At 71.9% G+C, this 19,952-nt stretch carries 22 protein-coding genes and 1 tRNA gene; 12 read left to right on the forward strand and 11 right to left on the reverse strand.

Annotated elements, in window-relative coordinates; translation table 11 throughout:
• Positions 1-29: 29 nt before the first annotated feature.
• Positions 30-824: a rhomboid family intramembrane serine protease gene (locus AC1DUE_RS02060; RefSeq protein WP_477037710.1), complete on the forward strand. Its 795-nt coding sequence runs from the start codon at positions 30-32 to the stop codon at positions 822-824.
• A 127-nt stretch (positions 825-951) separates the two neighbouring features.
• On the opposite strand, the gene AC1DUE_RS02065 is transcribed toward AC1DUE_RS02060, so the two are convergent.
• On the reverse strand, positions 952-1,200 hold the full coding sequence (locus AC1DUE_RS02065) for a cell division protein CrgA (protein WP_477037711.1): 249 nt from the start codon (positions 1,198-1,200) through the stop codon (positions 952-954).
• Between the two features lie 203 nt (positions 1,201-1,403).
• On the opposite strand from AC1DUE_RS02065, the gene AC1DUE_RS02070 reads away from it, so the two are divergent.
• From AC1DUE_RS02070 to AC1DUE_RS02085, 4 genes are read left to right on the forward strand one after another with little or no spacing between them, the layout of a single operon-like run.
• Positions 1,404-2,240 (forward strand): DUF881 domain-containing protein, encoded by an 837-nt coding sequence (locus tag AC1DUE_RS02070; RefSeq protein WP_477037712.1) that lies wholly within the window; start codon positions 1,404-1,406, stop codon positions 2,238-2,240.
• Positions 2,237-2,998 carry a class E sortase gene (locus tag AC1DUE_RS02075; RefSeq protein ID WP_477037713.1) on the forward strand — a complete coding sequence of 254 codons (762 nt, stop codon included), beginning with the start codon at positions 2,237-2,239 and terminating at the stop codon, positions 2,996-2,998. The genes AC1DUE_RS02070 and AC1DUE_RS02075 overlap by 4 nt, the downstream gene beginning before the upstream one ends.
• A gap of 10 nt (positions 2,999-3,008) precedes the next feature.
• On the forward strand, positions 3,009-3,170 hold the full coding sequence (locus AC1DUE_RS02080) for a hypothetical protein (RefSeq protein WP_477037714.1): 162 nt from the start codon (positions 3,009-3,011) through the stop codon (positions 3,168-3,170).
• Position 3,171: 1 nt separating this feature from the next.
• Positions 3,172-3,804 (forward strand): aminodeoxychorismate/anthranilate synthase component II, encoded by a 633-nt coding sequence (locus tag AC1DUE_RS02085; RefSeq protein ID WP_477037715.1) that lies wholly within the window; start codon positions 3,172-3,174, stop codon positions 3,802-3,804.
• Positions 3,805-3,875: 71 nt separating this feature from the next.
• On the opposite strand, the gene pknB is transcribed toward AC1DUE_RS02085, so the two are convergent.
• Genes pknB through AC1DUE_RS02120 form a run of 7 tightly spaced genes read right to left on the reverse strand, consistent with a single transcriptional unit; the run spans position 3,876 to position 12,549 of the window.
• Complete coding sequence (pknB, locus tag AC1DUE_RS02090) at positions 3,876-5,882, reverse strand: Stk1 family PASTA domain-containing Ser/Thr kinase (protein ID WP_477037716.1); 2,007 nt, start codon at positions 5,880-5,882, stop codon at positions 3,876-3,878.
• Complete coding sequence (locus AC1DUE_RS02095) at positions 5,882-7,195, reverse strand: serine/threonine-protein kinase (RefSeq protein ID WP_477037717.1); 1,314 nt, start codon at positions 7,193-7,195, stop codon at positions 5,882-5,884. Before AC1DUE_RS02095 ends, pknB begins: the two co-directional genes overlap by 1 nt.
• A complete protein-coding gene (locus AC1DUE_RS02100; protein WP_477037718.1) occupies positions 7,192-8,643 on the reverse strand; it encodes a peptidoglycan D,D-transpeptidase FtsI family protein in 1,452 nt (483 codons plus the stop codon). Before AC1DUE_RS02100 ends, AC1DUE_RS02095 begins: the two co-directional genes overlap by 4 nt.
• Positions 8,640-10,085 carry an FtsW/RodA/SpoVE family cell cycle protein gene (locus AC1DUE_RS02105; RefSeq protein ID WP_477037719.1) on the reverse strand — a complete coding sequence of 482 codons (1,446 nt, stop codon included), beginning with the start codon at positions 10,083-10,085 and terminating at the stop codon, positions 8,640-8,642. Before AC1DUE_RS02105 ends, AC1DUE_RS02100 begins: the two co-directional genes overlap by 4 nt.
• 22 nt (positions 10,086-10,107) lie before the next feature.
• A complete protein-coding gene (locus tag AC1DUE_RS02110; RefSeq protein WP_477037720.1) occupies positions 10,108-11,331 on the reverse strand; it encodes a Stp1/IreP family PP2C-type Ser/Thr phosphatase in 1,224 nt (407 codons plus the stop codon).
• A gap of 3 nt (positions 11,332-11,334) precedes the next feature.
• A complete protein-coding gene (locus AC1DUE_RS02115; RefSeq protein WP_477037721.1) occupies positions 11,335-11,829 on the reverse strand; it encodes an FHA domain-containing protein FhaB/FipA in 495 nt (164 codons plus the stop codon).
• A gap of 9 nt (positions 11,830-11,838) precedes the next feature.
• Entirely contained in the window at positions 11,839-12,549 is a 711-nt protein-coding gene (locus AC1DUE_RS02120; RefSeq protein WP_477037722.1) for an FhaA domain-containing protein, read from the reverse strand.
• A gap of 298 nt (positions 12,550-12,847) precedes the next feature.
• On the opposite strand from AC1DUE_RS02120, the gene AC1DUE_RS02125 reads away from it, so the two are divergent.
• Positions 12,848-12,930: transfer RNA gene (locus tag AC1DUE_RS02125), tRNA-Leu, on the forward strand.
• 107 nt (positions 12,931-13,037) lie between these two features.
• Here AC1DUE_RS02125 and AC1DUE_RS02130 read toward each other — a convergent pair.
• Positions 13,038-13,343, reverse strand: a complete 306-nt coding sequence (locus tag AC1DUE_RS02130) for a sunset domain-containing protein (RefSeq protein WP_477037723.1) — start codon at positions 13,341-13,343, stop codon at positions 13,038-13,040.
• Between the two features lie 168 nt (positions 13,344-13,511).
• Here AC1DUE_RS02130 and AC1DUE_RS02135 point away from each other — a divergent pair, with 168 nt between their 5' ends.
• On the forward strand, positions 13,512-13,991 hold the full coding sequence (locus AC1DUE_RS02135; RefSeq protein WP_477037724.1) for a hypothetical protein: 480 nt from the start codon (positions 13,512-13,514) through the stop codon (positions 13,989-13,991).
• Here the strand turns inward: AC1DUE_RS02135 and AC1DUE_RS02140 are convergent.
• A complete protein-coding gene (locus tag AC1DUE_RS02140) occupies positions 13,988-14,377 on the reverse strand; it encodes an HNH endonuclease (protein WP_477037725.1) in 390 nt (129 codons plus the stop codon). The genes AC1DUE_RS02135 and AC1DUE_RS02140 overlap by 4 nt on opposite strands.
• Positions 14,378-14,559: 182 nt before the next feature.
• Between AC1DUE_RS02140 and AC1DUE_RS02145 the strand changes: the two genes are divergently transcribed.
• From AC1DUE_RS02145 to AC1DUE_RS02165, 5 genes are all read left to right on the forward strand, one after another.
• Positions 14,560-15,111, forward strand: a complete 552-nt coding sequence (locus tag AC1DUE_RS02145; RefSeq protein ID WP_477037726.1) for a hypothetical protein — start codon at positions 14,560-14,562, stop codon at positions 15,109-15,111.
• Between the two features lie 16 nt (positions 15,112-15,127).
• The gene (locus tag AC1DUE_RS02150; RefSeq protein ID WP_477037727.1) at positions 15,128-15,739 is read left to right on the forward strand and encodes a GyrI-like domain-containing protein; all 612 of its coding nucleotides are present in this window, start codon (positions 15,128-15,130) and stop codon (positions 15,737-15,739) included.
• Between the two features lie 67 nt (positions 15,740-15,806).
• A complete protein-coding gene (locus tag AC1DUE_RS02155; protein WP_477037728.1) occupies positions 15,807-16,121 on the forward strand; it encodes a hypothetical protein in 315 nt (104 codons plus the stop codon).
• A 264-nt stretch (positions 16,122-16,385) separates the two neighbouring features.
• Positions 16,386-16,814: a hypothetical protein gene (locus AC1DUE_RS02160; protein ID WP_477037729.1), complete on the forward strand. Its 429-nt coding sequence runs from the start codon at positions 16,386-16,388 to the stop codon at positions 16,812-16,814.
• Positions 16,815-16,909: 95 nt separating this feature from the next.
• Positions 16,910-18,472 (forward strand): AMP-binding protein, encoded by a 1,563-nt coding sequence (locus AC1DUE_RS02165; RefSeq protein WP_477037730.1) that lies wholly within the window; start codon positions 16,910-16,912, stop codon positions 18,470-18,472.
• On the opposite strand, the gene AC1DUE_RS02170 is transcribed toward AC1DUE_RS02165, so the two are convergent.
• The gene (locus AC1DUE_RS02170) at positions 18,469-19,917 is read right to left on the reverse strand and encodes a helix-turn-helix domain-containing protein (RefSeq protein WP_477037731.1); all 1,449 of its coding nucleotides are present in this window, start codon (positions 19,915-19,917) and stop codon (positions 18,469-18,471) included. The two genes, AC1DUE_RS02165 and AC1DUE_RS02170, sit on opposite strands and share 4 nt — an antisense overlap.
• Positions 19,918-19,952: the final 35 nt, after the last annotated feature.

Consider the following 19,952-nt stretch of genomic DNA (forward strand, 5'->3'; position numbering starts at 1 on the left):
CGCCGGTCTGCCCGCGCCACCCCGACCGGGTGTCGTACGTGCGGTGCCAGCGGTGCGGCCGGCCGACGTGTCCCGACTGCCAGCGGCAGGCGCCCGTCGGGATCCAGTGCGTCGACTGCGTCGCGGAGGCCGCCCGCGCGCTGCCCGCGCAGCGCACGGCGCTCGGCGGGGTCATCCGTCCCGGCCGGCCGATCGTCACGCTGACCCTCATCGGGCTCTGCGTGGTCAGCTTCGTCCTGCAGCTCGTGGTGCCCAGCTGGACCGCGCGCTGGATCTTCTCCCCGGCCGTCGGCTACTACGAGCCGTGGCGGTTCCTGTCGGTCGCGTTCCTGCACTCCACGACGAACTACCTGCACATCCTGTTCAACATGGTGGCGCTGTGGTTCGTCGGACCCATGCTCGAGCAGACGCTCGGACGCAGCCGGTACCTGACCCTGTACCTGCTGAGCGCGGTGGGCGGCTCCGTCGGTTCGGTGCTCCTCGCCATGGACCTGCCGGCGATGGCGCAGTTCAGCGTGGGTGCGTCGGGCGCGGTGTTCGGGCTGTTCGGCGCGGCCCTCGTGGTCACCCACAAGCTCGGCGGCGACTACCGCGGGATCATCGGCCTGATCGTCGTCAACTTCGCGATCGGGTTCGTCGCCACGGGCATCGCGTGGCAGGCCCACCTCGGCGGACTGGTCACCGGTGGCGTGCTCGCCGCTGCCTACGCGTACGCGCCCAAGGAGCGCCGCGCCCTCGTGGCCTTCCTCGCGCCGGCTCTCGTCGCCGTCGCGCTGTTCGTCGCGGCGGTGCTGAAGTACCGGTCGTTCGACGTCTTCTTCTGATCGGACCCTGACCGGTCGGCCCAAGTTACACAGGTGTAGTTATCCACAGACTTGTGCACCTCTGGGGACGACGAAGGCGCCGTCCACAGGTGGGATCGGCGCCTTCGTCGGACGTGTCGGGGAGCGCTCAGTGCCAGCGGGTCGTCATGCCGAAGCCGCCGATGATGAACGCGAAGCCGATCAGCAGGTTCCACTGGTGGATGCCCGGGATCGGGTAGTCGGACTGCGTCAGGTATGTGACGACGATCCAGGCGAGCCCGACGAGCATCAGGGTGAGCATCACCGGAAGGAACCACGGCGGGTTCACCTTCGGGCCGGACGACTTCTCGGGCGGCGGGATGTACGCAGCCTTCTTGCGTGAGCTCGACTCAGGCACGTCGGGTACTCCTGTCCAACGGGTGCGTGGCGTTCAGACCACGAGGAGACCGCGCGATGACGTCGCGGTCGGCGGGCGGGCGATCATTGGTGCGTCGAGCCCCGCATCGTCACGGAGTCGGCACATCGTGACCTAGCGTAGTGGGCGCCGGCACATCCTCCATCCGCTCGGCAGAGGTCGATTCCCGTCAAGGAGCCGAAAGCATGACAGACCACCCGCACCGGGCCCGGCGCTTCATCGCGCGCGGGACCCTGTCGGTGGCGCTCGTGCTCGCCCTGTCGGGGGCCCTGTTCGCGGCGAACGCCAAGTTCGCGCACGGGTCGGGCGACCGGCACCCGCAGGACCTGGCCGAGCTGGCGATGGCGGAGGAGAAGCGCGTCGAGCGGTTGTCCACCGAGGTCGACGGCCTGTCCTCGGACGTGCTCGGGCTGACGACGGCCGAGAACACCCAGACCGGAACCGAGGTGGGCGAGCCGAGCCTGGGCTACCTGGTCGAGAGCGGCCTGATTGCCGTGCAGGGTCCGGGCCTCACCGTCCGGCTGAACGACGCACCGGCCGACTCGCCTCGTCGCGACGACGTCAGCCCCGACGTCCTCGTCGTGCACCAGCAGGACATCCAGGCCGTGATGAACGCGCTCTGGGCGGGCGGCGCCGAGGCCATGGAGATCATGGACCAGCGCGTGATCTCGACGAGCGCCATCCACTGCGCCGGGAACGTGCTGCGTCTGCACGGCCGGATCTACTCCCCGCCGTACGACATCCGTGCGATCGGCGACCCCGACCGCCTCCGCCGGGCGCTGTCGTCGTCGCCCGCCGTGCAGTCCTACGTCCGGGACGCGAACGACGTGGGCCTGGGCTGGTCGCTGTCCGACTCGAGCACGTCGTCGCCGCTGGAGCTCTCGGCCTACTCCGGTCCCACCGACCTGCAGGCCGCGGAGGTCCCCGAGGGCACCGAGATCCTGCCGGGTCTCGACGACGCCGAGGCGCGCGAGCGCAACCGGTCCAGCCGCGCCCGCGCCCGGGTGTCGGAGGCCCCGTGAGCCGCGCGAAGAACGCGGTCTTCGGCACCATCGGCGTGATCGGCGAGATCCTCATCACCATCGGGGTCCTGCTGTTCGCCTTCCTGGTCTGGCAGCTCTGGTGGACGGACGTCGTCGGCAACCGGGCCCAGGCCCAGATCGTCGCCGAGCTGCCGTTCGAGCCGGTGCCGACGGCCACGCCCACCGCCGGCAGCACCGCCGCTCCCGAACCCGTGATCGCGCCGCCGCGCCACGACGACCCGCCGGTGATGGCCGAGCCGCCGCACGCGACGACCTTCGCGACGATGCAGGTGCCGCGCTGGGACGGGGAGCCCGAGCGCCCGATCAGCCAGGGCACCGACCGCGCCACGGTGCTCGACGTCCTGGGCATCGGGCACTACGAGGGCACGGCGATGCCGGGCGGGGTCGGCAACTTCGCCGTCGCCGGTCACCGCACCACGTACGCGAAGCCCTTCAACCGCGTCGCGGAGCTGCAGGTCGGGGACCCGATCGTCATCCGGACCACGGACAACATCTGGTACGTCTACCGCGTCACGTCGACGGAGATCGTGAAGCCGTCGGACGTCCAGGTCATCGCTCCGGTCCCCGGCGATCCCGGCGCGACCCCGACCGAGCGCATGATCACGCTGACCACGTGCCACCCGATGTTCTCCGCGCGGGAGCGGTTCATCGTGCACGGGGTGCTCGACTACTGGGCACCGACTGCGGACGGGATCCCCGCGGAGCTCGTTTCGGAAAACGACGGCGGCGCATCATGATGGGGGGCCGATGATGTACGGATGGCTCTGGCGACACCTGCCGGGACCCACGGTCGTGCGTGTGCTGATCCTCGCGGTCCTCGCGCTCGCCGTCCTGGCGGTCTGCTTCGCGTGGGTGTTCCCCGCGCTGGCGCCGCACATGCCGTTCAACGAGACGACAGTTGGGGAGTGACATGACCGGGTCCACGACGATTCTGGTGATCGACAACTACGACTCGTTCGTCTACACGATCGTCGGCTACCTCAACCAGCTGGGTGCCGAGACCGTGGTCGTGCGCAACGACGCGGTCCCGCCGCTGGCCGAGCGCTCGGGTTTCGACGGCGTCCTCGTCTCGCCCGGACCCGGCACCCCGGCCGAGGCGGGCGAGAGCATCCAGGTCATCCGCGACTGCGAGGCGACCGGCACCCCGATGCTCGGCGTGTGCCTGGGCCACCAGGCGCTCGGCGAGGTGTTCGGCGGGGTCGTCACGCACGCGCCCGAGCTCATGCACGGCAAGACGAGCCAGATCGAGCACAAGGGCGAGGGCGTGCTGGCCGGCCTGCCCGACCCGTTCACCGCGACGCGGTACCACTCGCTCGCGGTCGTGAACGACACGGTGTCGGACGAGCTGGAGGTCACCGCTACCGCCCACGGCATCATCATGGGCCTGCAGCACCGCACGCTCCCGCTCTACGGGGTGCAGTTCCACCCCGAGTCCGTGCTCACCGAGGGCGGTCACCGGCTGCTGGCCAACTGGCTCGAGATCTGCGGCGACGACCAGGCCGTCGCGCGGTCCGCGGGCCTGCACCCGCTCGTCCGGCTCTAGCCTCGAACGGTCTTCGGACCTGCTCGCGACGAAGGGGCCGTCCCACCCGGGACGGCCCCTTCGTCATATCGCTACGGGTTGGTGTTGCCGCCTCCGCCTCCGCCGCCTCCGCCTCCGGCGTTGCCTGACGGAGTCGTCGGGCCCTTCGAGACGTGGATGTTGATCTGCTGGTCGAAGGGCACCTCGGTGCCCGCGGTCGGGTCGGTGCGCAGCACCTGGTCCTTCGGCGCCTCGGACGTGTCCTCGACCTTGGCGACGTTGGTCAGGCCCACCCCGGCCAGCGCGGCGACAGCCTGGTCGTAGGTCATGCCGACCAGCCCGGTCGGGACGGTCGTCGTCGTCGGGGCGATGGCGATCTGCAGGTTGATCGTCCGACCCTGCTTGACCAGCGTGCCGGGCGCCTGGTCCTGCGCGATGACCGTGCCGGGTGCCTCGTTCGACGGCACCTCCTGGGTGTTCCCGGTCAGCTTCTGCTGGTTCAGGGTGTCGAGCGCCTGCTGCTTGGGCATCTTGGTGACGTCCGGGACCTCGACGTTGCCGGTGGAGACGAAGAGCGTCACCGCGGCTCCCGACTCGACGGTCGCGTCCGCCGCGGGATCGGTCTTGGTCACCTGGCCCTGCGGGAAGTCCGGGACGTTCTCGGGTTGCCGGGTCGGGTTCACCGTGAGCCCGGCCGCGGTCAGCGCCGTGACCGCGTCCTGCTCGGTCTTGCCGGCGACGTTGGGCACGGTGATGGTGCCGGGACCGGTGGAGATCGTGGCGATGACGGTCGAGCCCTCGTCGACCTCCTTGCCTGCAGGTGGGTCGGTCGAGATGACCGCGCCCTTGGCCACGTCGTCGTTGGATGCGTTGACCGGGGTGCCCCACACGAAGCCGTCGGCCTCGAGCGCGGCCTGCGCGGCCGCCGCCTGCTGGTTCGTCACGTCAGTCACCGCGACCTGGTCGGGCGCCGCATCGGGCTTCAGCAGCAGCCACAGGATGCCGCCCACGGCGAGGAGTGCGATCGCGATGAGGACCCAGAGCCACACCTTGCTGCTCCGCGACTCCTCGAGATCGTCGTCGGGCATGGTGGCCAGCGTGCCGGTGGACTGCCAGGGCGTGGCCGGCGGGATGGTCTGGGTGGGTGCGACCGGCGGGGCCATGAGCTGGGTGGACTCGGCGGCCGAGGCGGCGACGACGGCGGCGGCCGCCGCGCCGACGGCGGGCGCGGTGACGACGCCTCCGCGGACGGCGGCCTCGAGGTCGGCGCGGAACTCGGCGGCCGACGAGTAGCGCGCGTCGCGCTCCTTGGCCAGGGCCTTGAGCGTGATCCGGTCGAGCGTGTCGGGCACGTCGGACGCGAACGAGCTGGGCACCGGCGCGGCCTCGCGGACGTGCTGGTAGGCCACGGCCACCGGGGAGTCGCCGGTGAACGGCGGGCGGCCGGTGAGCAGCTCGAAGAGCAGGCAGCCGGTGGAGTACAGGTCGGAGCGGGCGTCGACGGTCTCGCCGCGCGCCTGCTCGGGCGACAGGTACTGCGCGGTGCCGATCACGGCCTGCGTCTGCGTCATCGTCGCGGCGGAGTCGGCCACGGCCCGGGCGATGCCGAAGTCCATGACCTTGACCGCGCCCGTCGGCGTGAGCATGACGTTGGCGGGCTTGATGTCCCGGTGCACGATCCCGGCGTGGTGGGAGTACTCGAGGGCGGACAGCACGCCGGCCGTGATGTCGACGGCCTCCTCGATGGGCACCGCGTGGCCGTCGCGGAGGATGTCCCGGACCGTGTGGCCCTCGACGTACTCCATGACGATGAACGGCACGTGCGCGACGACGCCGGTCGGCTCGGTGAACACGTCCTCGCCGGTGTCGTAGACGGAAACGATCGCCGGGTGGTTCAGCGCGGCAGCCGACTGGGCCTCGCGGCGGAACCGGTTCTGGAAGCTCGGGTCACGGGCCAGGTCGGAACGCAGGATCTTGATGGCGACCGTGCGACCGAGGCGGGTGTCGTGGCCGATGTGCACCTCGGCCATGCCACCACGACCGATGAGCTCGCCGACCTCGTACCGTCCGGCGAGGATCCGTGATCCGTCGTCCACCACTAGGCGTCCTCTGCTTCCGTTGATGCCGTGCCGGGAAAGGGTTCCGCGGCCTTCCCGTAGCAGGCATGCCCGTTCTGGGCACGGCCGTACTGGCCGATCATCGCATCCCCACCCCCGTCAGAAGCGTATCGGGCGGTGTTCGCGCGCGGGTCGCTCGGTCCCGGCGGTGCGGCTGCGACCAGCACAGTCGTGCCGGTCGAGGCCCCGTCGGCGTTCAGCATCGACTTCGCTGCGAACGCACCGAGCAGCGCGACGAGCACGAGGATCAGGACCAGGACCGGCCACGACCAGCGGTGTTCCGCCTTCGTCGGAAGAGGGGCCGGGTGGGAGCGCCGAGGGGCCGCCGGTTCCTCGAGCCGCCGGGTGCGCCGCGGGGGGTACGACGGGGGCGGTGCCTCCGGCGCGGCGGCCGGAGCGATCGGCGTCGCGGCCGTGGCGTAGGTGTCGGGGGTGCGGGTGGGCTGCTCCACGAGCATCGGGACGCCGCTGGGCGGGGTGCGCGGCACGAGCGTGTCCAGCAGCGCCGCGAGCTCCTCGCCCGACTGCGGCCGCTGGCTCGGCTCCTTCGACAGCAGGCGCACGACGAGGTCCGCGAGCGGCTTGTCCACGCTGGCGGGCAGCGGCGGGACGGGGTTGTTCACGTGCGCGACCGCGATGTCGACGGCGGTCGGTCCCGTGAAGGGCCGGTGACCGACGAGGGCCTCGTACGCGATGATCCCGAGCGAGTACAGGTCCGACAGCGGGGTGGCCGGGTGGCCGACCGCCTGCTCCGGTGACAGGTACTGGGCGGTGCCCATCACCATGCCGGTCGCCGTCATGGTCACCTGGTTGCGGGCCAGCGAGACGCCGAAGTCGGTGATCTTCACGCGCCCGCCGCGGCCCAGCAGGATGTTGCCCGGCTTGACGTCGCGGTGCACGACACCGGCGATGTGGGCCGCGTGCAGGCCGCGGGCCGTCTGCGCGAGGATCGGCAGCAGCCGCCTGGTCGGCAGCACGGGCTCGCGCTCGAGCAGGTCGGACAACGGCTCGCCGACGACGAGCTCCATGACGAGGAACCCGGAGCCGTCCTGCTCGCCGTAGTCGAACAGCTGCGCGATGTTGGGGTGCGACAGGGACGCCGAGTTGCGGGCCTCGGTGCGGAACCGCTCGAGGAACCCGCGGTCTCCGGCGAACTCCGAGCGCAGCACCTTGACCGCGACGGGCCGGGCGAGGGCGTCGTCGTGCGCCTCCCAGACCTCGCCCATGCCGCCGACCGCGATCTGCCGGACCAGCCGGTACCGCTCGCCGAGGGCCACACCCGGTGCCGTCTTCATGAGTTGAGCACCGCCTCCATGACCGCCTTGGCGATCGGTGCGGCGACGCGTCCGCCGGTGGCCTCGTTGCCGATGCTGCCGCCGTGCTCGACCAGGACCGCGACCGCTACCCGCGGGTTGTCGGCCGGCGCGAACGCGGTGAACCACGCGTGCGGCGGCTGGTCGGCGGTCGTCTGGGCGGTGCCGGTCTTGCCCGCCACCTGCACGCCCGGGATCTGCGCCGAGGTGCCCGAGCCGGACTGCACGACGCCGACCATCATCTGGGTCAGCGCGGCGGCGGTCGCGGGCGACACCGCCGTCGAGTACAGGGTCGGCTTCGTCGTCGTGACCGTCGTCAGGTCGGCGGACCGCACGGCGTCGACGACGTACGGCGTCATCAGGCGGCCGCCGTTGGCGATCGCCGCGGAGACCATCGCCATCTGCATCGGCGTCGCCTGCACGTCGCGCTGCCCGATCGCCGACTGCGCGGTCTCGGGGGCGTTCAGGTCGTCGGGGAACACGCTCTCGACGACGAGCATCGGGATGGTCTGGCCCGGGTCGTTGAACCCGAACTTCTCGGCCTGCGCCTGGAGCGCGTCGGCGCCGACGTTGAGGCCGAGCTGCGCGAACGCCGTGTTGCACGAGATGCGCAGCGCGTCCGCCAGCGTGATCGGGTCGGCCCCGCACCCGCCGCCGCCGAAGTTGCCGATGGTCGAGGTCGTCTCCGGCAGGTCCAGCTCGTGGGGTGCGGGGAGCGTCGACTCGGGCGTGTACTGCCCGCTCTCCAGGGCGGCAGCGGCGGTGACCAGCTTGAACGTCGACCCGGGGGCGTACCGCTCCTTGATCGCGTTGCTGCGCATCGGGTTGCCCGGCGCGGCGTCGAGCGCCTGGTACGCCGCGCTCGCGGCCACCGTGTCGTGCGTCGCCAGGGTGTTCGGGTCGAAGCCGGGCGTGCTGACCAGCGCGAGGATCTTGCCGGTCGAGGGCTCGATCGCCACGACCGCACCCTGCTGGTCGCCGAGCCCGGCGACGGCGGCGGCCTGCGCGGCGGCGTTGATCGTCGTCTCGACCGCGGCGCCCTCCGGCTTGCGGCCGGTGATCAGGTCCCGGATCCGCGTGAAGAAGAGCTGGTCGCCCCGGCCGGTGAGCTCGGCGTTGGCCGCGTTCTCCAGCTCGGACTTGCCGTTGACGATCGAGTAGAAGCCCGTCACGGCCGAGTACGTGCTGCCGTCGGTGTACTGGCGCTGGTAGCCGTACGGGTCGTCGACGGGCGTCGAGAAGGCGATGGCGTTCCCGCCGACGACGATCGGGCCGCGCGCGTTGCCGTACTCGCGGTACAGGCCGCGCACGTTGCGGGAGTCGTTGTTGAGCCTGTCGGCCTGGAAGTACTGGACCCACGTCGCGCTGCCGATGAGCACGAGGAACATGGCCATGACCACGGTGGCGAGGCGGCGCAGGGGGGTGTTCACGACTGCCTGCCGATGACCTCGGTGGGCTGGTCGCCGCCCGCCTTGCCGGTGCTGGTGCCGGCGACCACGGGCACGCCCGCGATCGGCGTCGGGACCCGGAGGTTGGGGGCCGGCCGACGGGCCTCGTCGGAGATCCGCAGGAGCAGCGCGACGATGACCCAGTTGGCGACCAGCGACGAGCCGCCGTACGCGATGAACGGCGTGACCAGCCCGGTCACCGGGATCACGCGGGTCACGCCACCGACCACGACGAACGTCTGCAGCGCGACGATGAACGCGAGACCGCCCGCGAGCAGCTTGCCGAACCCGTCGCGGACCCCGATCGCCGTGCGGAAGCCGCGCTGGGCCAGGATCAGGTAGCACATGAGGATCGCGATCAGCCCGGTCAGGCCCAGCTCCTCGCCGAGCGACGCGACGATGAAGTCGGACTCGGCGAACGGCACGAGGTCGGGCCGGCCGTCGCCCCAGCCCGTGCCGAACAGCCCGCCGCTGGCCATGCCGAACAGGCCACGGACCAGCTGGCCGGACCCGCCGTACGCCTTGTCGAACACGGCGGGGTCGAACGCGTGCAGCCACGCGTCGAACCGGGCGCCGACGTGCGAGAACGCGGTGGCGGCGAGGCCGGCGCCGACGATGAACAGGCCGAGGCCGATGATCACCCAGGACAGCCGCTCGGTGGCCAGGTAGAGCATCGCGACGAACAGGCCGAAGAAGAGCAGCGAGGTGCCGAGGTCGCGCTCGAGCACGAGGACGGCGACGGAGGCGGCCCACACGATGAGGATCGGTCCGAGGTCACGCGCGCGGGGCAGGTGCAGGCCCAGCACCTTGGGGCCGGCCAGCGCGAGCGCGTCGCGGTGCGTGACCAGGTACCCCGCAAAGAAGATGGCGAACGCGATCTTGGCGAACTCGGCGGGCTGGAACCCGACGCCCCCGACGCGCACCCAGATGCGGGCGCCGTTGATGAGCACCCCGACGCCCGGCACCAGCGGCAGCAGGATCAGGGCGAGGCCGACGACCCCGGCCGTGTAGGTGTACCGCCGGAGCGTGCGGTGGTCGCGCAGGAAGATCAGCACGGCGGCGGCCAGGAGCACCGAGATCGCGGTCCACACGAGCTGCCGGTCGGCGAACCCGGCCGTCTTCCCGCGCGCTTCGTAGGCGAAGTCGATGCGGTAGATCATCGCCAGGCCGATGCCGTTGAGCGCGACCGTGATCGGCAGGATCACCGGGTCCGCGAACGGCGCGCGCCAGCGCAGGACCAGGTGGATGCCCACGGCGAGCACCGCCATGCCGATGCCGTACTCGATGACGTCGGGCGGCACCTTGTCGGTGGTGCCGATGCCGACGAGCGCGTACGAGGCAACGCCGATGACCAGCGCGAGCACCAGGAGACCCAGCTCGACGCCGCGACCCGCACGCACGCGGTGCGGCTGGACGGTGGCCATCAGGACCCGCTCACTCGCGCACTCACGACTCGGTGTCGTCCTGCAGCATGACGACCTGGGCGCGGGCGTCGTCGAGGGAGTCGGCCTGGATGGTCTGCTCGACGCGTTCGCGCAGGTAGGCCGAGCGCAGGTCCTCCACGTCGGTCCCGGAGTGCTCGATCGGCGTCGACAGCTCGATCGGGCCGAGGTTCTGCGGCAGGCCGCGGAAGATGGTGACCTGGCCCTCGTCGACACCCACGTAGTACTGCGTGTTGATCCAGGCGACCGTCAGCGCGATGCCTCCCGCGACCACGAGGAACCCGACCAGCCACGCGATCAGGACCCCCCAGCGACGGCGCGGCTCCGGCTCCTCGTCGTCCTCGAGGTCGTCGACCGCCTCGACGGGCTCCTCGGGCTTGGTCAGGTTCGCCGCGCGGGCCGCCGGGCTCTCGTCGGCGGCCGTGGGGTCGTTGCGGGTCAGGGCAGCGGCCCCGACGACCGACGCCTGCGTCGTCGGACCCTCGCCGTCCGCGACGTCGTCCAGCTCGATGACGTCCGCGAGCACCACGGTGATGTTGTCGCCGCCGCCGGCGCGCAGGGCGAGCTGGACCAGCCGGTCGGCGCACGTGTCGACGTCGTCGATCGTCGCCATGGTCTCTTCGATGGTCTCCGCGCTGACGAACCCCGACAGGCCGTCCGAGCAGAGCAGCCAGCGGTCGCCGGGCCGCGCCTCGCGCACCGAGAGGTCCGGGGCGACGTCGGGGTCGAAGTCGCCGAGCACCCGCATGACGACCGACCGCTGCGGGTGGACCTCGGCCTCCTCGGGCGTGATCCTGCCGATGTCGACCAGGTGCTGGACGAACGTGTGGTCGGTGGTGACCTGCGTGAGCACCTTGTCGCGCATGAGGTACCCGCGCGAGTCGCCCAGGTGCACCATGGCGAGCTTGTTGCCCGCGCGCAGGATCGCGAGCACCGTCGTGCCCATCCCCGCGAGCTCGGGGTCGGTCTCGCTGCGCTGGATGATCTCCTCGCGCGCGTCGGCGAGCGCGGCCTCGAGCTGGTCCAGGGCGTCGTCGGAACCGTGCGACTCCCCGTCCAGCGGCGCGAACGCCGCGACCGCGACCGACGACGCGACGTCGCCGCCGGCGTGCCCGCCCATGCCGTCCGCGACCATGAGCAGGTGCGGCCCGGCATAGGCCGAGTCCTGGTTGTTGGAGCGCACGAGCCCGACGTCGGACCGTGCCGCATATCTGAGTGCGACGGTCACCGGTTACCTCTGCAGCTCGAGCACGCTCTGTCCCACGCGGACCGGTGTACCGGTCGGCAGCGGGGTCGGGGCCTCGACGCGCTGGTCCGCCACGAATGTCCCGTTCGTCGATCCGAGGTCCTCGACGAACCACTGGCCACCCTGCGGATAGATCCGTGCGTGCCGCGACGACGAGTAGTCGTCGTCGAGGACGAGCGTGCAGCTGGGGGCGCGACCGAGCAGGACCGCCGACGACCCGAGCGGGATGATCGTGCCACGCAGCGGACCCTCGGTGACCACGAGCCGGCTCGGCCCGGTGTTCCGTGCCGGCTTCGATGGGGCTGGGGTCGGCTGGGCCGTCGGCGCCCCGGCGGGCTGCAGGACCTTGCTCCTGCGACGACGGTCGGTGATGCGCGTGCCGTAGAGGTCGCGCCGCAGGACGCCGATCGAGGTGAGCACGAGCACCCACAGCAAGGCCAGGTAACCCAGCCGCAGCAGGGTGATCGTCAGCTCACTCATGCGCCGGCGTCACTCGTCCGGGTCCGGCTCGCCGCCTGTCCAGAACAGGATCCGCGTGCGTCCGATGGTCAGCGTGTTGCCGTCCAGCAGCGTCGCAGCGGGAACCTGGTGGCCCTCGACGAAGAGCCCGTTGGTGGATCCCATGTCGCTCGCGATCACGCCGTCGGGCGTCACCTTGATCTCGAGGTGCCGCCGCGAGACGCCCGGGTCGTCGACGATGATGTCGGCCTCCGACCCACGCCCGATGACCGTGACCGGCCCGGTGAGGATGTAGCGCTGCCCGTCGATGTCGACCAGCGGGTGCCGCGCGCTCGGCGTCGCGGTCGCCGCGGCCGGTGCCACCGCTCCGCGCACCGTCGCGCTGACCACCCGGAAGCGGGCCGCCTCGAGCTCAGTGTCCTCGCTGAACCGCACGGTGACCGGTCCGACGAACGCGAACCGCTGGCTGGCGGCGTAGTCCGTGACGTTCGCCGCGAACTCGTCGGCAAGTGCCTCCGCGCCCCACGACTCGACCTGGTCGTAGTCGGCGGTGGCCAGCTCGATCGTGAACTCGTTGGGCACGACGGTGCGGTCGCGCCCGACGACGGCCGCCCGGTCGTCCACCTCGCGGCGCAGGGCGCCGGAGAGGTCGAGCGGCTTGAGCTCGCTCTTGAAGGCCTTGGCGAACGCGTTGTTGACCACCCGCTCCACGCCGTTCTCGAACCTGTCGAGGATGCCCACGCCCACCTCCTTCGTCCGTCGGCTCGTCCCGCGCGTGCTGACCTGCACACGTGTCTCGACTCGATGGTATCCGGGCCGCAAGCGTCCGGACCCGGATGTCGGCGCGTTCGCGCGCGGCGGAGGCCCGGTACCCCCGATCGGGTGGCCCGGCGGCCCGGTGCTCGCTCCTGCACCGACGGACCGTCGCGGCGCTCGCCGGAGCCTCGTCACGCACCCTCCGGCGGCGTTCCGACGGTCCGTCGGTGGGTGGCAGCCGTGTTCGGGAGGGCTGCTCCATCGTGCTAATGTTCTCCGGCGCGCGCGAGTGGCGGAACGGCAGACGCGCTGGCTTCAGGTGCCAGTGTCCGAAAGGGCGTGGGGGTTCAAATCCCCCCTCGCGCACACAGGGGTCGTGGGGAAAACCACGGCTCAGCAGTCCGGAGATGCCCGGCAGGATCTGATCCTGCCGGGCCTTTCTGTGCCCGGCTCCGGACCGTCTCGATGCGGAGCTACACCGTGCTCTTGCGCCAGCCGGCGGCCTGCGCCTCGGCCTCGGAGCAGAACCACCGCTCGCCGGCCGCTTCGTCGACGACGGTCTCGTCGTAGTGCTCCTGGCCCGGCACGTGGTAGATCCACTCGCCCGTGTTGTGGGAGATGTTGCCCTTGATCAGGCACTCGGCCGGCGCGACCTCCGGCTCCACAGGGCCCTCGACGCCCGCCACCGGGGGCGGTGCAGCGTCCCCCGCGGGCTCCGCGCTCCAGCCCACGTAGGCCACCAGCAGGACAGCCGTCAGCAGGAACACTCCTCTGGTCAACCGCCGGGTCGTATTCACCCTGAGGATCTCGGCCGTCGGGCGTGGCGGCTTGAGAGCTGACGACGACCGTCCGCGGGCTCGTTCGTCGCGGCTCGCCCATCAAGACGCGCAGAGTGCGGGCCGATAGACGATCCAGTACCCATCAGACGACACAGACGGAGGGTCCACGTGACCACGACGGTTGCCCGCCTCTCGGCGGTCTGCGCGCTGGCGTTCGTGCTCGCCGCGTGCGCGCCCACGAGCGAGGACGAGACGGCAGCACCGCCGCCCACGATGGAGATGACCCCGCAGGTGGTGGCTCCGGCGCAGGACGGGGAGTCGTCGCAGGCGCTCGACGACTTCGTCGCGGCCGCGCAGCCTCAGATCCCCGCGATCATGGACACGTCCCCGGGCACGTACTCCGAGATCACGATCACGGCCGTCCACCCCGACACGCTCGAGTTCACCTATCGGTTCGCGCAGCCGGTCGATCCGGCCGAGGCCGTCCCGTACTTCGAGAGCATGCTGCCGACGTTCCAGTCGACGGCCGAAACGGACGTCTTCCCGAGCATGTCGAACGCCGGCGTGGGGCCCGCCCAGAAGGTGGCGTACACGTACCTGAACGCCGACGGCTCGACGGTCTGGACGCACACGTTCGAGCCGTCCTAGCCGCTGGTCGGAGCCTCGTCGGCTCCGACGACGGGCTCACGGAACCGCCCGGCCAGCACCGCCTGGATCTCGACGTGTCGTCGCAGGAACGCGCGCTCGTCGAGCCGCTTGCGCCGCAGCCAGCCGGTGACCTCGTCGTTGCACTTGCTCGCGTTGCACGAGCCGCAGGCCGGAGCGATGTTGTCGAGCGTGTACCGGCCGCCTCGGGAGATCGGCAGCACGCAGTCGCGCTGCAGGGGCACGCCGGTGGCGCCGCAGTAGGCGCAGCCGCCCCAGGCCTCGGTGAGGCCGGCCCACTGCTCGGGGCTGAGGTCGTGCTCGACGGCCGCCATCCGGCGCTTGCGCCGCTGGGCGTAGCGCGCCTGGCGGGTGCGGGGGGCGGGCATGTCGCCAGGGTAGGTACCGCCGGGGCCTACGGCGTGGAGCGAACCGCGGGCGAACGCGCAGGTGCTGACCCCTTTTCAGGGCGATCCGCGACCGCTACGTTCGGGCCACGCCGTTCCGGGCTCCCGGCCTCGGCACCTGCGGCGTCGGTGGTCGCCGCGCAAGCCGCCGAGAGGGGCGTCGCGTGAGCGCACCGCAGAAGGTCGTCCGCCGGGTGCCGTACGTGGTCGGCATCGTGCTCGCCCTCTTCCTGCTCGCGGCGTGCAACGGCGGGGACAACCTGCCCACCCCGACCCGGACGCTGCCGACGCCGACGTTCACGCTCCCGGCGCGTCCCACGCCGACGGTGCCCCCGCGACCGACGCCGACCGTCGAGCCGACCGTCGAGCCGACGGTGGAGCCGACGGTGGAGCCCACCGTCGAGCCGACGCAGGAGCCGGTGCCGCCGGTCCCGACGCAGGAGCCCGCGCCCGTGCCGACCGTCGAGCCGACCGTGGAACCCGAGCCGGTGCCGACCGTCGAACCCGAGCCGACGCCGACCACGGAGCCGACGCCGACACCGACGGAGACGGAGACGGTCGCACCGTCGCCGTCGCCCTCCCCGACGGCCGACGCCGAGGCCGAGGCCGACGACGCCGGGACACCGGCGTGGCTGTGGTGGCTGCTCGGTCTGCTCGTCGTCGGTTCCGGTGTCGGGATCGTGCTCGCCGTCCGGGCGCGCCGCCGGACCGCCTGAGCGCCACGCTGAGGGCATGACCGACAAGCTCGACGTCAGGAAGGACCTCGACGCGTACCGCGCCCAGCGCGGCCGCTTCCGGATCCTCGACGTGCCGGACATGCGGTACCTCATGGTCGACGGGCACGGGGACCCGAACACCTCCCCCGCGTTCGCGGCCGCCGTCGAGGCGCTCTACCCGGTCGTGTACACGCTGAAGTTCGCCAGCAAGCGCGAGCTCGGGCGCGACTACGTCGTCCCGCCGCTGGAGGGCCTGTGGTGGGCACGGGACATGGCGTCGTTCACGGCTGCGCGCGACAAGTCGCGGTGGGACTGGACGCTCATGCTCCTGGTGCCGGAGTGGATCGGCGGCGACCTGGTCGCGGCCTCGGTCGACAAGGCGAGCGCCAAGGCCCGGGTCGACGACGTCCGGCTGGAGCCCCTGTCCGAGGGCCGGTGCGTGCAGACGCTGCACGTCGGGTCGTTCGACGACGAGGCGGCCGTGCTGGCACAGCTGCACGACGAGTTCGTCCCGTCGAACGGGCTCCGCCTCACCGGGAAGCACCACGAGATCTACCTCACCGACTCGCGCCGGACCGCCCCCGAGAAGCAGCGGACCATCCTGCGGCAACCGGTCGCGCCGGCGTGAGACCGGTCCTGGTCGACCTGGCATAGTCGACACCGGACGCGGAGATCGACCGGAGGACGGGAACGCCATGGCCAACGTCGCCCTGAGGTGCACCAACCCGGCCTGCTCGGCGCGCGGCAAGGTGCAGACGACGAAGACGTGCGCGCTGTGCGGCCGGCCGACGGCCTGGTCCGTCCTGCGCGCAGGCCCTGCGGGGCAGGGACCGATCGGGCCGTTCTACACGACGCCGATGCCGCTCAAGCGGCACGAGCCCGCACCGCGTGCACCCGGCGACGAGACGCGCACCTGCACGAACCCGAGCTGCGCCCGCTACCACCTGGCGCAGGACGACCCGTACTGCGGTGCCTGCGGGAACGCGACCGTCGTCGCGACGACGCTCTAGGCCCGCCCGACCCGGGCCAGGTGCTCCTCGGTCAGGCGCCTCATGGCGTCGCCGACCTGCGGTTTCGGCCGCCTGCCCGCGCGGTCGTGGAGGCCCCGCGCGAGGGAAAGCGCATGCCCTGACCTGCGACGACACCCGGACGGTGGAGATCGCTCGCCGATCGGGTGACCCGGCGCCCGTGGTCGATGTGCCCGCGGCGCGCACCTGGTTGGCTCGTCCGGACGGCTCCGGGCCGTCCACCGACAGGGGGCTGCGGGTGATGGTGTGAGACGACGACACGGGTGGATCCTCGGCGCGGGCGCGGCGGTGGTCGCGCTCCTCGCCGTCCCTGCCGTCCCGTTCCCGGCCGGGCACGTGGCGGACGTCGCGGACCGGTTCCAGCCGACCGGGTCCACCGAGAGCCTGCGGACCGTCGAGCCGCGGCGCTTCCCGTGCCTGAGCGACGTCCCGTGCCCCTCGGTCCAGGTCGGCTGGATGTTCGCCTCCGCCGTCACGACCGCCCAGCTGCGGCGCTGGCTCGACGACGCGCGCTTCTCGATGGCCATCGAGGGCGACTGCGCGAACCAGGACGCGATGGACCGGGACCTGTCGACGTGCTCGGCGGAAGGCGTCGTCGAGGGCGTGCACGTCTACGTGAGCGTGTCGCGCGACGTCGCCACCGGTGCGGGCGGCGTCTCGCTCTACGCCAGCTGAGGACCGGGCCGCCAGGCCCCCAAGGACTGTGACGGGTAGCGTCCGGAGGGCGGCTGCGCACACCGGCGTGCGCGCCCCGGTGCGAGGAGCTGCTGGTGGCGATCGTCAGTCCCTACCCCGACGTCGAGATCCCCGACCAGTCGGTCTTCGACTACGTGCTGGGGTCCCTGACCCCCGACGAGCTGCGCACCGTCGCGGTCGTCGACGGGGAACGGGTGGTCACGTACGGCGACCTCGTCGAGCAGGTGCTACTCGTCGCCGGTGCCCTGGCCGCCCGGGGCGTGGGACCCGGCGACGTGGTCGCGCTGCACGCCCCGAACTCGGCGGCGTTCGTCGCTCTGTTCCACGGGATCCTGCGGTCCGGAGCGACGGTCACCACGGTGAACTCGCTCTACACAGCCGACGACATCCGGCGGCAGCTGGCCGACTCGCACGCGGCCTTCGTCGTGACGGTGTCGGTGCTCCAGGAGCCCATGCTGGCGGGTGCACGGGCCGCGGGCGTGGCGGACGACCGGATCGTGGTGGCCGACGGTGCCGACGGGTTCACCTCGTTCGCGGACCTGCTCGCGGAGGGCCGCGAGGCGCCCGACGTCACGATCGATCCCGCCACCCACCTGGCCGTCCTGCCGTACTCGTCGGGGACCACCGGGCTGGCCAAGGGCGTGATGCTCACGCACCGGAACCTCGTCGCGAACGTCGCCCAGTCGCGGCGGCTGATCCGGCTGACGCCCGACGACGTGGTCGCCGCGGTCCTGCCGTTCTTCCACATCTACGGCATGACCGTGCTGCTGAACCTCTCGCTGCGGCAGCGCGCCCGGCTGGTCACGCTGCCCCGGTTCGACCTCGCGCAGTTCCTCGGCACGATCGCCGCGCAGCGCTGCACCTATCTGTTCGTCGCTCCGCCGATCGCGCTCGCGCTCGCCCGGCACCCGCTGGTCGACGAGCACGACCTGTCCAGCGTGCACACGATCCTGTCCGGGGCCGCACCCCTGGACGGCGCGCTCGCGGACGCGGTGGCGGCACGCCTGGGCTGCCGGATGGTCCAGGGCTACGGGATGACCGAGATGAGCCCGGTGTCGCACGCGGTCCCGGCCGACCGTGACGACCTGCCCCGAGGGTCGATCGGCCTGCTCGTGCCGAACATGGTCGCCCGCGTCGTCGACCCGTCAGACGGCCACGACATCGACGTCCCCGCCGAGGGCCGGAGCGAGCCGGGCGAGCTCTGGTGCCAGGGTCCCAACGTGATGGTCGGGTACCTCGGCGACGACGCCGCGACGGCCGAGACGCTGGACGACGAGGGCTTCCTGCACACCGGCGACATCGTGACCGTCGACGCGAGCGGGGCGTTCTACGTGGTCGACCGGCTCAAGGAGCTGATCAAGTACCACGGCTACCAGGTCCCGCCGGCCGAGCTCGAGGCGCTGCTGCTCACCCACCCGGACGTGCAGGACGCGGCGGTGATCGGGGTGGCCGACGCCGATGGCCAGGAGACGCCGAAGGCCTTCGTCGTGAAGGCGGGCGACCTCGACCCCGACGAGCTCATGGCCTGGGTGGCCGAGCGCGTCGCGCCGCACAAGAAGATCCGGCAGGTCGCCTTCGTCGACGCCATCCCGAAGTCCTCGTCGGGAAAGATCCTGCGCAAGGACCTTCGCGCCTAGGACGGTGCGTGCCGGTCCAGGAACCGGTAGACCTCCGTGGTGTCCACGCCCGGGAACACACCGACGGGCAGGGCGGCGAGCAGGGAGGCGTGCGGGCGCGCGCTGGGCCAGGCCTTGTCGGACCAGCGGTCGGCGAGCTCGGCGGGGGGCTGCCGGCAGCACATCGGGTCCGGGCAGCGTGAGGCGGAACGCTCGGTGGTCTCGCGGCCGCGGAACCAGCGGACGTGCGCGAACGGCACGCCCACGCTGACGGAGAAGACCCCCTGCGACGAGGGCTGGACGCGGGACGTGCACCAGTACGTCCCCGACGACGTGTCGGTGTACTGGTAGTACGGCGAGAACCGGTCGGCCAGCGTGAAGACGACGCGGGCGGTCCACTGCCGGCACACGGGCTGGCCCTCGATGGCCCCCAGCGCGTCCGACGGGAACACCACGCCGTCGTTCTCGTAGGCCTTGTGCAGGGTGCCGCCCTCGTGGACCTTCATGAAGTGCACCGGGATGCCCAGGTGCCGCGTCGCCAGGTTGGTGAACCGGTGGGCCGCCGTCTCGTAGGGCACCGCGAACGCGTCGCGCAGGTCCTCCACCGACAGCCGGCGCTCGGCCTTGGCCTCCTGCAGGAACGCCGCGGCACCCTCCTCGGGGAGCATCAGGGCGGCGGCCAGGTAGTTGGCCTCGACGCGCTGTCGCAGGAAGTCGCCGTAGTCCTTCGGCTCGGCGTGGCCGAGCACGTGGCTGGCGATGGCCTGCAGCAGCGGTGAGCGCGCATCGCTCGTGCCGGGGTTGCCCTGCGGGAGGTAGATGCGGCGGTGGGCCAGGTCGGTCACGGTGCGCGTCGAGTGCGGCAGGTCGGCGACGTAGTGCAGCCCGAACCCGAGGTGCGCGGCGATGTCGGCGGTCGCCCGCTGCGAGAGGGGTCCGCCGGGGTGGTCGATCGCGGCGAGCAGGCGGCGCGCGTGGACCTCGAGCTCCGGGAAGTAGTTGTCCTGCGCGCGCATCCGCGCCCGCAGCTCGGCGTTGGCGCGTCTTGCCTCCTCCGGCGTCGCCGCGTTCTCGGTGAGCAGCCGCTGCACCTCGGCCTGCAGCCGGACCAGCGCCTCGAGCGCGTCGGCGGGCAGCGTGCGGCCGACCTTGACGGTGGGGACGTTGAGCGACGCGAACAGCGGCCCGCGCTGCGCCCGCTCGAGCTCGACCTCCAGGGCCGCGCGTCGCGTGGGCGGGTCGGTGCGCAGGAGCTCGGCGAGCGGGACGTCGAGCGCCTCGGCCACCTGCGCCAGCAGCGAGAGCTTGGGCTCGCGGTGCCCGTTCTCGAGCATCGACACCTGGCTCGGCGCCCGGCCGATCGCCGTGCCGAGGTCGTCGAGCGTCATGTTCCGGCTCGTCCGCAGGTGCCGGATCCGTCGTCCCAGCACGAGCGTGTCGAGGCCCCCGTTGGCCGTCGTCGTCATGCCGTCCACCGTCTCCCACCCCAACCCTTCTGTCC

The organism is Cellulomonas sp. P4_A2 (genome assembly GCF_056402515.1).